The following is a 12,314-nucleotide window of genomic DNA, read 5'->3' as shown; positions in this document are numbered from 1 at the left end:
TGAACAGTTAGGATTATATTTAGGCATATTTGACCGTAAACTGCGTTATTTTACCGCCAATGGTCAATTAGTCCCCACTCCTCAAGAAGCGGAATTACAGCAACGACAGGCAAAAGAACAGGCTATTTTAGCCAAAGAACAGGCTATTTTGGCCAAAGAACAGGCTATTTTAGAGAAAGAACAGGCTCTTTTAGAGAAAGAAAGGGAAGGTCAGGCTAAGGAAAAATTGGCACAAAAACTACGAGAATTAGGCATCGATCCCGATACAATTTAACTGAAGTGGCAAAAGTCCTAAATAGTTAGGTGTTAAAATCAGACACCCCCCTTATTAAGGGTAGGGTTGATTCATGAATCAACCCTACCATGAATCAACCCTGCCATGAATCAACCCTAGGGATCAAGGGGGGATTTATAACCAGCTACCTAGAGAAAGTAAACCTAAATGAGAGGTCGTGAGAAAACTTATGAGTGATATTGAACTTCGGCAGTCAGTTTATGACCTTCTTTCATCCCTGAGAGGATTGGATGCGCTCAAAAAATTATTCTGGTCTGAGTTAAATTACGAGCGAGAAAATCAAACCCTGTCCCGACGCAATTGGCCGGATAAAGCAGTAGAAGCATTAGCAGAAGACCCAATTTTATTGGCTTCTGGGGGGGAAGATTTTCAGGTTATCTATGCTCGTCTCAACTCTAAGCAACTGCTGCTAAATTTAGAGCGTCTTGTCGTTACTCAACTGCTAAAAAACCATCCCTACACTCTCTTTGTTTTCTCTGATTTCCACCAAGAACGGTGGCATTTTCTCAATGTTAAATATGATGTTAAACAAGAAAAACGGCAAGTCTTGCGGCGAATTACAGTGGGTCCGGGGGAACAGTTACGAACCGCCACAGAACGCCTAAGTTTACTGGATTTAGATAATATTAGTTCCGAGTCTCCTTTAGCGATTCAGGAACGTCATGATGAAGCTTTTGATGTTGAGAAAGTTACTAAGAAATTTTTTGAACAGTATCGCTCGGTCTTTGAAAAAGTTGAGCAATTAATTACTAAAACTATCCCTAATGCTGACCAGAGAAGACTATTTACTCAGAAGCTATTTAATCGCCTGATGTTTATTGTTTTTATCCAGAAAAAGGGTTGGCTGAAGTTTAACGAACAAACAGACTATCTAGAAACATTATGGCAGGATTATCAGAATGATAACAGCACCTCGGACAAAAACTTTTATCATAATCGCTTGACTCATCTGTTTTTTACGGGACTAAATAATCCCCAACAAACGGATATTATTAGTATCAATAACGGTGGTTTTCTTCGGCAAATAATCGGCACAGTTCCCTATCTTAATGGGGGATTATTTGAACAGGATGAAGATGACCGCAATCCTAATATAATAGTACCCGATCAGGCGATCGATGTTATCTTACAGGGCCTTTTTAGTAATTTTAATTTCACTGTAACTGAGAGTACACCCCTTGATGTGGAGGTAGCAGTGGACCCAGAAATGTTGGGAAAAGTATTTGAGGAATTAGTCACGGGAAGACATGAATCAGGCAGTTATTACACACCTAAACCGATTGTTTCTTTTATGTGTCGGGAGGCGTTGAAGGGATATTTAAGCAGTAAATTAACTTCTGAAAACAAAGAAGCGATTGAGCTTTTTGTTGACGAATATAATGCTATTAACTTAAAGAATCCAGAGGCAGTTTTAGAAACCTTAAAACAGGTCAAAGTCTGTGATCCTGCCTGTGGAAGTGGAGCTTATTTATTGGGAATGTTGCATGAGTTATTAGATTTGCGTCAGTGTTTATTTGCCACTAAAGGTATTGATTATAAAACGGTTTATCAGCGCAAGTTAGAGATTATTGAAACTAATATCTATGGAGTTGATATCGATCCTTTTGCGGTTAATATTGCTCGCTTAAGGTTATGGCTTTCCTTAGCGGTTGAATATGAGGGAGATAATCCGCCACCGCTACCCAATTTGAAGTTTAAAATTGAAACAGGAGATAGTCTAACTGCTCCTAATCCCCAAGGTTCTGGGATGGTGCGCGAGGAGTTTATCCATCGGTTTAGGGAAGCTAAAGCCAAGTATTTAAGAGCGCATTTAGGCAGTGATAAACAAAGTCTTGAGCAAGAGATTAATGAGGTTAAGAAACAGATTGCTTTATTAACCCATGGCAGTGCTTCTGTGATTGCGAGTGATAAGGAAGCTATCTCAAAAGGGTTTGATTGGGTGGTGGAGTTTGCCGAGGTATTAGCGGAGGGAGGTTTTGATATTCAGGTAGCAAATCCCCCCTATGTGAGACAGGAATTAATTAAGGATTTAAAACCAACTTTAAAGCAGGTTTACCCGGGCGTTTATACGGGAACATCGGATTTATATTGTTTCTTTTATGCGAGAGCTTTACAATTACTTAAAACTGGGGGAATGTTAGCTTTTATTTCTTCTAATAAGTGGTTTCGGGCAAAGTATGGGGAGAAGTTAAGAGAGCATATCGCTGATACTTGTCAGGTAAAAAGTATTACCGATTTTGGGGAATTGCCAGTTTTTGCAACCGCAGCCACTTTCCCAATGATTTTTATCTCTCAAAAGAGTAGTAAAATTAGTAATTTACCGATTTTTACTCAAGTTAAATCCTTAGAAGAACCTTATCCGGATGTCTTAGCTATTATTAGACAGACTGGACAGAATTTACCAAAAGATGCGATTAAGGGAGCCAATTGGTTGCTCACAGATAGTAACAATGCTGACATTTTGCAAAAAATGGAAAAAGTGGGAATTACTTTAAGTAAGTATGTTAACGGACAGATTTATTATGGTATTAAAACTGGTTTTAATCAAGCTTTTGTGATTGATGGTGCAAAACGAGCAGAATTAATTGCTAAAGATCCTAAAAGTGCAGAGATTATTAAACCTTTAGCTGTGGGTGATGATGTGCGTAAATGGCGGATTAATTATCAAAATAAATGGTTGATTTTTACAAGAAGGGGAATTAATATTAACGACTATCCGGCTATAAAAAAATATTTAGAGCAATGGAAATTAGATTTAATGCCTAAGAGTAGTAGCAGGGAATCAAGAGGACGTAAACCGGGCAGTTATCAATGGTATGAAATCCAAGACAATGTTGCTTACTATGCAGAATTTGAAAAACCTAAGATTGTTTATCCTGTAATTGCTAAAGAGTCAAGGTTTGCTTTTGATATAATGGGAGCATTTACTAATGACAAAACTTTTACTATTCCTGTAAATGATCTTTATTTATTAGGGCTACTTAATTCATCTATGGTTTGGGATTATTTGAAAAATATATGTTCTTCTTTGGGAGATGCAGATAAAGGAGGACGACTGGAGCTAAGAGCAATTTATACTTCTAAAATACCCATCCCTCTCGCTTCTGAATCTGAAAAAGAACCCATCATCAAATTAGTACAAAAATGCTTAGATGCCAAAGGAGTTAACTGTGAAGAATGGGAGAAAGAGATAGATGAGAGAGTAGCGGCATTGTATGGATTGTAAGGGGTTAGATACCCGAATTATTAAAGAAGTCGGGTATCTGAAATCATCACAGATACTCGACTTCTTAAAGGTATCTGAAATCATCACAGAACTATGTTAAACAAAAAAATACTTAAGCAAAATTAGTAGATTAAGTTGAGGAAAACAATTTCGATTTCTTTATTAAGTAGCTGGTTATAATTAAGTTAAAAATGGATTTTAGGTCCGATCCCCCCTGCCCCCCTTGATAAGGGGGGTGCCGATAGGCGGGGGGATCTGAAAGTTTTTAACACCTACCTACTTAACCTCTCTTGCTAGTCAAAACCTTAGTCTCCATTAAGATGCACTGCACCAACTTTTTGATAGAGAATATGTAGAGCCTCAGCAGCTTGTCTTGCTAGGGCGTACCATTCAGGGTTTTGTACACAAGCTGGATGGGAAACAATAAAACGCTCCAAGGAATCACTAACCATCGCTGTTCTGTCAAGTAACTCATGACATCCGAATGTACCCGGTTTGAATTGCTCAAGAACTTGTTGTTCTTGTTCTTGGAGGAAGTCTTTTAACTCTTCTTGACGCTCTATTTCAATAGCGTTATCCTTAACCACAACCATACTATTCAATTCAGTCATTCAACCCTCCAATTCAGCTTGCCGTAGAATGTTTTTGTAAGTTCCGATAGGTATATCATCTGACAGTTTACAAGGAACGGTAACTTTACTCAGCTTGACAGGGTGTTTAAACTGACGATGGCTTCCTTTTTGCGAAACTTGCAACCAACTATCATCAATTAGGCGACGGATAACCTCACGAACCCTCATACCCTTAATTTTAACCTACACTTATCTTATCGAAAATTTGGGTTTAAAACCCCGTCCTTTTAGGACGGCTTTAAGCTACAATGGAAAATGAAGTCAACTTCTTAAAGAAGTCGGGTATCTGAAATCATCACAGAAGAGGAGAAATAACAAGAAGGATTTCCTAGACTGTGAACCTTAAGATTGTTACAAGATGCTAAAATTAGGAAAACCTGCTAAAATCAGGATATGCCAGCTAAAGATACCTTTCACCATGCTGTCCGAAATGCACTCATAAAAGCAGGTTGGACGATTACCCATGATCCTTTTACCCTAGAGTTTGAAGATGTTAACTTTTATGTGGACTTAGGTGCAGAAAAAGTTATTGCAGCACAAAAAGAACGAGAAAAAGTTGCCATTGAAATCAAAAGTTTCTTAAGAGATTCAATTGTTACAGAACTACATTTAGCCTGTGGACAATATCTTAACTACCGTTTTGCTCTTTCAGAAATTGAACCTGATAGAACCCTATACTTAGCCATCCCTAATGATACTTATGAAGTGTTTTGTCATAGCCGTTTTGTTCAAAGAATTCTAGAACATTATCAAATCAAAATTATTGTCTATAACCCTGAAATAGAGGAGATCGTAGAATGGCAATCAACTACAGTGAATTAGTTAAATCCCTAATTGAAGAACAAGCTAAAATTCAGCAGTCTAGTGAAATTTCCCTAGAAATAATCTTTGACGATCTGAGAAAACATTATTTATTAGTACAAGTTGGTTGGCATAATAATCATTGGATTTATGGATGTCTTTTACATTTAGATATTATTAACAACAAAGTTTATATTCAACAGAACAACACAGAAATTTCGGTGGCTGAAAAGTTAGTTGAACTAGGAATTCCTAAAACAGATATTGTCATCGGATTTCACTCTCCATTTAAACGAAAATTCACAGAATATGCCATTAATTAGGAGTACAAATAAAATGGAAAAACAAATTATAAAACATTAGAATTACCAATAGAATTAATTCAAGAAACTCTCTCTATTCTAGATCGTGAAACTGCCGTCTTAGTTGAGCAAGCTTTATCCTAAACTACCATGAAAATACAAGGAATTATCAAAGGCAATACTATCGAGCTATTAGAGGATTTATCTCTTCCTAATGGCGTAAAAATTTCTCGGTCAATCCCCGATAATTTAATTCAAAAAAAATTATTGTGGGAAGACTTAGAAACTCTTATTGGAGTATGGAAAAATCAACCAGAACTCGATGATATTTTTTCTGAAATTGACCAAGAACGCCATGCCGATCTAGGTGTGGAAATTAAATTCGATGATTAAGCCGAAAATTCATGTATTTACTGGATACTAACATCCGTATTGCCATTCTCAAAGGGAATCTGACGGTCGTTTCACATTTTAGACTTAAGTATCAGGAATCTTACCTGTCCACTTTAGTCTTAGGGGAGCTATATAAAGGAGTTTATTGCTCAACTCAGCTAGAACGTAACTTAGATACATTAACTAGATTTGCCAACCAGTTACCGATAATAGCTTTTGATCAACAAGCTGCAATCGAATTTGGCAAAATTCAATCTGAACTTAGAAAAATTGGCAAACCAACAGGACAGTTAGATGCTTTAATCGCAAGCGTTGCTCGTTCTCGGCAGGATATTTTAGTAACCGATAATACTCGTCATTTTGAAAATATTTCTAATCTAGTAATAGAAAACTGGTTACAGCCCTAAAATTCAAAAATTGAACTATGCCTACCCACGACATCATCGACAATCGCCAGCAAAAATTAGTCGATAACATCAACCAAATTCTTCACTCTTCAGAAGCCGCTCATTTTGCCGTCGGTTACTTCTTCCTCTCCGGCTTTACTGCGATCGCACCTCGTCTCGCCACCATCCCACAAATGCGCCTCCTGATTGGCAACACCAGCAACCGGGAAACCATCGAACAATTAGCAGAAGGCTACCGCCGCTTAGAACTAATTAAAGACCATCTAGAGGCACAAGAATACCCCAAACGGACAGAACGCAAGCAGATGGCAACAGAAACCGCCGACAATATTCGTTCCAGCGTCGAACTGATGGACCAAACAGATCAAACAGAAACCTTAGTAAAAAATCTGGTTCAAATGATTGAAGAAAAACGCCTTCAGGTGCGAGTTTATACTAAAGGGCGACTCCACGCTAAAGCCTATATCTTCGACTACGGGACAATTTATAACCAGCAGGGACAACCTTTGGAACGTCAAGAAAAAGGCCTTGCTATCGTTGGTTCTTCTAACCTTACTTTATCAGGAATTTCCCACAATACCGAACTTAATGTTATCGTTCACGGTAATGAAAATCATGCCAGTTTAACAGAATGGTTCAATCAACTTTGGCAGGAAGCAACAGAATTTGATGAAACACTGATGCAGTCTTTAAAACAGTCTTGGGCGATGATGCCAGTACGTCCCTACGACATCTATATGAAAACTCTCTATATGCTCGTGCGCGATCGATTGACAGAAGAAACTGCCAGCGACATGATGATAGATAACGAAATTACCGAGAAACTAGCAGACTTTCAAAAAGTAGCAGTTAACCAAGCGATCAAACTCATCCGCGAGTACGGAGGTTGTTTCGTTTCCGATGTGGTAGGACTAGGAAAAAGCTTTATTGGTGCTGCCATTGTCAAACGCTTTGAACAAGTGGAAAAAGCCCGCCCCCTCATTATTTGTCCAGCGCCACTGGTGGAAATGTGGGAACGCTACAACGAAATTTATCAACTTAACGCCCGCGTTTTATCGATGGGATTGCTGCGGGAAGATGAAACCAGTGGCATCAGAGTTTTATTAGAAGATTTTAAATACAAAGATCGAGATTTTATCTTAATTGATGAAAGTCATAACCTGCGGAATGCCGCAACCCAAAGATATAAAATCGTCGAAGCCTTTTTAGCCGCCGGGAGACAATGCTGTTTTTTAACAGCAACTCCTCGCAATAAAAGTGCTTGGGATATTTACCATCAGATTAGGCTCTTTCATCAAGATGATAAGACAGATTTACCCATAGATCCGCCCGATCTAAAAGAGTATTTTAGATTAGTAGAGAAAGGGGAAAAACAGTTACCTGACTTGTTATCTAACATCTTGATCCGGCGCACTCGCAACCACATTTTGCGCTGGTATGGCTTTGATGCCAAGACTCATAAACCCGTAGATTCAGACAATTTCAAGGATTATTTAAACGGAAATCAACGCGCTTACGTTATTGTGGGTGGTAAGCATCAGTTCTTTCCCAAAAGAGAACTACAAACCATTGAATATAGTATTGAAGATACCTATCAAGGACTTTATCAAGAACTGCGCCAATATTTAGGGAAATCTCGCCAACGGCAACCGGCCAACCCTCGTAAAAATGAACTTTGCTATGCTCGTTATGGTTTGGGAAATTATGTATTACCAAATAAGCGCAAACAAGAACCATTACTCAGTTTACAAACTGGGGGGGCAAATCTAAGAGGACTGATGCGAGTTCTGTTATTCAAACGCTTTGAATCTAGCGTTTATGCCTTCCAACAAACTGTTAAGAAATTACTGCAAGTCCATCAACGCTTTCGAGAAGCTTTACGCCAAGGAATTATCCCCGCCGGAGAAGAAGCTCAGGCAATTCTCTATGAGCCAAACAATGGGGAAGAACAAGACATTATCGATGCTTTGCGTCAGGCATCTGGGAAGTATGATATAGCTGATTTTGATGCCACAATATTACAGAAACATCTTGAGCATGACATCCAATTGCTAGAGAAAATTTTGCACTTAGTTGAGCCAATTACCCCAGACAAAGATGCGAAATTACAAACTCTCAAAAATTGGTTGAATAAACCTCCGCTGCAAGATAGCAAGTGCCTCATTTTTACTCAGTATGCTGATACCGCCTCTTACTTATATCAAAACCTCAATCCTAACGGCGATCGAGACGATCTAGAAGTCATCTACAGTGGCGATAAAAATAAGGCGCGGGTAGTGGGAAGATTTGCCCCCAAAGCCAACAAATACTATAAATTACAACAGGGAGAGTCGGAAATCAAGACTTTAATTGCTACCGATGTTTTAGCCGAAGGTTTAAACCTACAAGATGGCAACCTGATTGTTAATTATGACCTGCATTGGAATCCCGTCCGACTTATTCAAAGGTTTGGTCGGATTGATCGGATTGGCAGCGAGAATGATGTGGTTTACGGCTTTAATTTTCTCCCAGAGACGGGATTAGAGCGGAATCTAGGATTACGACAAAAACTCAAAAACCGCATTCAAGAAATTCATGAAACCATCGGTGAGGATGCGGCAATTCTTGACCCAACGGAACAGCTTAACGAAGAGGCTATGTATGCGATTTATGAAAAAAGTGGCAGCCATCAATTAAGTTTGTTTGAAGATGAGGGAGAATTTCTCGACCTCAATGAAGCCGAAGAAATTCTCAGACAACTCCACAGAGAAAATCCGGCTGAATACGAACGGATAGCTAACCTGCCTCACGGCATCCGAACGGCTCGCTTTTCTCTCAATAAGGGCATAATTGTCTTCTGTGAAGCTTCTTATCCTAACCGCAAAGATTGGAAGGGCTACCAGCAATTATATTGGCTCGATGAACGGGGAGAGATCAGATCCAAAGATATTGCCCGCATTTTAGGAATGCTCAAAACCAACCCAGAAGAAGCATCACTGCCGCTGCCCAAAAATTACAACCAAGCAGTCATGCAAGTCAAGGTTAAATTTGCCCAAGAAGTCCAGCACCGCCAATCTGAACGGGAGTACAGCCGTTCCTTGACTCAAGCACAGCGATACATCTTGCGAGAATTGGGACTGCTGTTCAAAACCACGCAGGATGAAGAAATCCGCAAGCAGGTTAACCTATTAGAACAGGCCTTTCGCCAACCGATTACCACTGTACTCAAGCGCGAGTTAAACCTGATTAAGCGCCGTAGCCTGACAGGAGAAGCTTTGTTTAGCGAACTGAAGAAATTATACAGCCAACATGAGATGCGGGACTGGTTAGATCGCCGCCGCTTGCAAGGTGAGGAGCAACCAATTCCCATCATTATTTGCAGTCAGGCTTTAGTTTAGAAACGGCGTTAGCAATCGCCCTGTCCTTGTCCCTCACCCCCATTACAATCAAATAATAATTAGTCTTTTGTCCCCATGTAGATTAAAGGTGGGGTTTCTTTTCTACCATCGATAAGTGTCGATGGCGCTAGGATAAAGTCCGGAAGGCGATCGGTCAAGGTCTAGAATTAAGTTAGGGGCAAAAATCCCCCTGCACCATCTCTAAAGTAGTGGTAAAAAGCTATAATTAATCAATCCTAAAATACCGGGAAAAAGTCATGACAGCCCTAGACATTATCCCAGATGTCACCTATCCCCCCACAGATTTATGGAGTGATGAACCACCATTGGAAAGTGATCTACATCTGCAACAGATCATCATTCTCCTTAGTTGTCTAGAATTATTATGGCGCGAGAGGAGTGATTACTACGCTTCGGGAAATCTAACCATCTACTACAACGAGGAACAACTAAAAAAGCGCGATTTCTGTGGTCCTGATTTTTTTGTGGTTTTAGATACCGAAAAGCGTCCCCGCAAAAGTTGGGTAGTTTGGGGAGAACAGGGTAAATATCCAGATGTAATTGTCGAGATTCTCTCCGATTCTACGGCCAATATTGACCGCAATAACAAGAAAATTCTCTATCAGAATACCTTTCGCACTCCTAATTATTTTTGGTTCGATCCCAATACTTTAGAATTGCAAGGATTTAGACTAATTGAGGGACAATATCAAGCCATTTCTCCCAATGACCAAGGTTATTTATGGAGTGAACAGTTAGGATTATATTTAGGCATATTTGACCGTAAACTGCGTTATTTTACCGCCGATGGTCAATTAGTCCCCACTCCTCAAGAAGCTGAGTTACAGCAACGACAGGCAAAAGAACAGGCTATTTTAGAGAAAGAACAGGCTCTTTTAGAGAAAGAAAGGGAACGACAAGCTAAAGAAAAATTGGCCCAAAAATTGCGAGAATTAGGCATCGATCCCGATACAATTTAGGGGAAATATTATTTTCTAGTAACTATGGTGACAGCATCGCCCCTAGTGGGTGTAATTATGGGCAGTGATTCCGACTTACCCACCATGAAAGAAGCGATCGCAGTTTTAGAGGTTTTTCAGATTAGCCACGAAGTCGCCATTGTCTCGGCCCATCGTACCCCCGAAAAAATGTTTGAATACGCCAAAAACGCTCATAAGAGGGGAATAAAAGTGATTATCGCCGGAGCCGGCGGCGCTGCCCATTTACCCGGGATGGTGGCATCTTTAACCCCCTTACCCGTGATTGGGGTTCCCGTAGTCACGCGCACTTTACAAGGGTTAGACTCTCTCTATTCAATTGTACAGATGCCCGCAGGCATTCCCGTGGCCACGGTGGCGATCGGTAATGCCAAAAATGCCGGACTTTTAGCGGTTCAAATTCTCGCCACCGGTAATGCCGATCTTTTAGAGCAAGTTATCGCCTATCGTCAATCCCTCACCGATTCCGTCCTCGAAAAACAAAGCAATCTTCAACGACTAGGCTATCAAGACTATCTAGAGCAGAGTTCACCTAAGTAGGGTAGATTGAGAAAAGATTAAGTAACAAATTATGAAGTAATTATGCGTTGGATCACCGCTTGTGTATTGAGTCTATTGCTCTTTTTTGCCCTACCCATAGCGGCTTATGCCGATAGCCCGACTATTAGCGAAGAACAGATTAGAGAAGGGGAAGTTATCGCCGAAAAAGCCCTAGAAGCCACAGAAAAAGGGGATTACGCCCAGGCCGAAAGCTATTGGACCCAATTAGTCGCCAAATTCCCCACTAATCCCGCCGTCTGGAGTAATCGCGGCAATGCCAGAGTCAGTCTCAATAAATTAGAGGATGCGATCGCTGATTTTAACCAAGCGATCGCCATTGCCCCCGATGCCCCCGATCCCTACCTCAATCGCGGCACCGCTTTAGAGGGAGAAGGCAAATATCAAGAAGCGATCGCCGATTATAATAAAGTTTTAGAACTGGATCCCAATGATGCCTTTGCCTATAACAATCGCGGCAACGCCGAAGGCGGTTTAGGGGACTGGGAAGCCGCCGTCAAAGACTATCGCCAAGCTACCCAACTAGCCCCGAATTTTGCCTGGGCGCAAGCTAATCTGGCTCTGGCCCTGTACGAATTGGGCAGATATCCAGAAGCAGTCCAAAAAATGCGGAATATTGCCCGCAAATACCCCATGTTTCCCGATGTCAGAGCGGCCTTAAGCGCCGTTTTATGGACTCAAGGACAACAGGGAGAGGCGGAAAGCAATTGGGTAGCCGCCGTCGGCATGGATACCCGCTATCAAGACCTCGATTGGGTAAAAAGCGTGCGACGTTGGCCGCCAAATATGGTTCTAGCCTTAGATAAGTTTCTTAACTTAAAGTAAAGAAGGACTAAATAGCAATTTTTCTCGCAGTAGCGGGACTGAGAGGCCAATTATCCTGAAATCCGCGACTAAAATACAATTGAGATGTGCTGGGTTGTACTGCATTTAAACTGCGTCGGGGAAATTTTAGTACAAATGCTCAAACTTCCTCGACCCAGATCCGGCTCCCCCAACTCCGGTGGGGTTAAATACAGAAACTTGCAACTTTGACACCGCCACTGTCACTACCACCCCTAAGAGATGAAGTGTAAACTAATTAATTTGCTATCATTTCTGGACGACCAGCTACTGTTCCCCGTTCCCCAAAAAGAAAACTTTGTACCTTACCATTAAGATAACTGCTGTATCTGCAATTGCCTTTTTTACCTATAATGTCGGCTTTTCATCTCTCGGTTTCACCTCGGAGATGAAAAGTTCCGCCAGCATAGAACAGCGAAGCACGACTAAGAATAACTCTAATCTATAGTTGCCAATTTAACTTTAGTATGCTAGAGTAGTTT

Annotated in this window: 11 protein-coding genes and 1 pseudogene; 10 read left to right on the top strand and 2 right to left on the bottom strand. The window is 40.6% G+C overall.

The features are described 5' to 3' along the window. Together IM477_RS12625 and IM477_RS12620 are read left to right on the top strand one after the other, a co-directional pair. Positions 1–274 (top strand): annotated as a pseudogene (locus IM477_RS12625) (Uma2 family endonuclease); the annotation flags it as partial. 190 nt (positions 275–464) lie between these two features. Beyond that, the gene (locus tag IM477_RS12620) at positions 465–3,521 is read left to right on the top strand and encodes an Eco57I restriction-modification methylase domain-containing protein (protein ID WP_287732011.1); all 3,057 of its coding nucleotides are present in this window, start codon (positions 465–467) and stop codon (positions 3,519–3,521) included. 305 nt (positions 3,522–3,826) lie between these two features. Here IM477_RS12620 and IM477_RS12615 read toward each other — a convergent pair whose 3' ends face one another. Together IM477_RS12615 and IM477_RS12610 are read right to left on the bottom strand one after the other, a co-directional pair. After that, positions 3,827–4,132, bottom strand: coding sequence for a hypothetical protein (locus IM477_RS12615; RefSeq protein ID WP_158201572.1), 306 nt, complete (start codon positions 4,130–4,132; stop codon positions 3,827–3,829). Next, positions 4,133–4,321 (bottom strand): type II toxin-antitoxin system HicA family toxin, encoded by a 189-nt coding sequence (locus IM477_RS12610; protein WP_069474552.1) that lies wholly within the window; start codon positions 4,319–4,321, stop codon positions 4,133–4,135. A 225-nt stretch (positions 4,322–4,546) separates the two neighbouring features. Between IM477_RS12610 and IM477_RS12605 the strand changes: the two genes are divergently transcribed. The 8 genes from IM477_RS12605 (at position 4,547) to IM477_RS12570 (ending at position 11,814) form a co-directional block, all read left to right on the top strand. Further along, a complete protein-coding gene (locus IM477_RS12605) occupies positions 4,547–4,975 on the top strand; it encodes an element excision factor XisH family protein (RefSeq protein WP_002776212.1) in 429 nt (142 codons plus the stop codon). Beyond that, positions 4,951–5,277, top strand: a complete 327-nt coding sequence (locus IM477_RS12600) for a XisI protein (RefSeq protein WP_002734933.1) — start codon at positions 4,951–4,953, stop codon at positions 5,275–5,277. Before IM477_RS12605 ends, IM477_RS12600 begins: the two co-directional genes overlap by 25 nt. A gap of 129 nt (positions 5,278–5,406) precedes the next feature. After that, positions 5,407–5,649 (top strand): hypothetical protein, encoded by a 243-nt coding sequence (locus tag IM477_RS12595; RefSeq protein ID WP_069474553.1) that lies wholly within the window; start codon positions 5,407–5,409, stop codon positions 5,647–5,649. A gap of 11 nt (positions 5,650–5,660) precedes the next feature. Next, on the top strand, positions 5,661–6,056 hold the full coding sequence (locus IM477_RS12590; protein WP_002763455.1) for a type II toxin-antitoxin system VapC family toxin: 396 nt from the start codon (positions 5,661–5,663) through the stop codon (positions 6,054–6,056). 17 nt (positions 6,057–6,073) lie between these two features. Then, complete coding sequence (locus tag IM477_RS12585; RefSeq protein ID WP_287732009.1) at positions 6,074–9,433, top strand: helicase-related protein; 3,360 nt, start codon at positions 6,074–6,076, stop codon at positions 9,431–9,433. Between the two features lie 257 nt (positions 9,434–9,690). Continuing rightward, positions 9,691–10,413 (top strand): Uma2 family endonuclease, encoded by a 723-nt coding sequence (locus IM477_RS12580; RefSeq protein ID WP_287732007.1) that lies wholly within the window; start codon positions 9,691–9,693, stop codon positions 10,411–10,413. Between the two features lie 24 nt (positions 10,414–10,437). After that, entirely contained in the window at positions 10,438–10,971 is a 534-nt protein-coding gene (gene purE, locus IM477_RS12575; RefSeq protein WP_287732006.1) for a 5-(carboxyamino)imidazole ribonucleotide mutase, read from the top strand. Positions 10,972–11,013: 42 nt separating this feature from the next. After that, a complete protein-coding gene (locus IM477_RS12570; RefSeq protein ID WP_002761720.1) occupies positions 11,014–11,814 on the top strand; it encodes a tetratricopeptide repeat protein in 801 nt (266 codons plus the stop codon). The last annotated feature ends 500 nt before the right edge of the window (positions 11,815–12,314 follow it).

This window comes from Microcystis sp. M090S1 (assembly GCF_020246295.1).
Lineage (GTDB): Bacteria > Cyanobacteriota > Cyanobacteriia > Cyanobacteriales > Microcystaceae > Microcystis > Microcystis aeruginosa.
The sequence above is the reverse complement of the archived record's forward strand: the minus strand, read 5'-3'. Positions and strand labels throughout refer to the sequence as shown.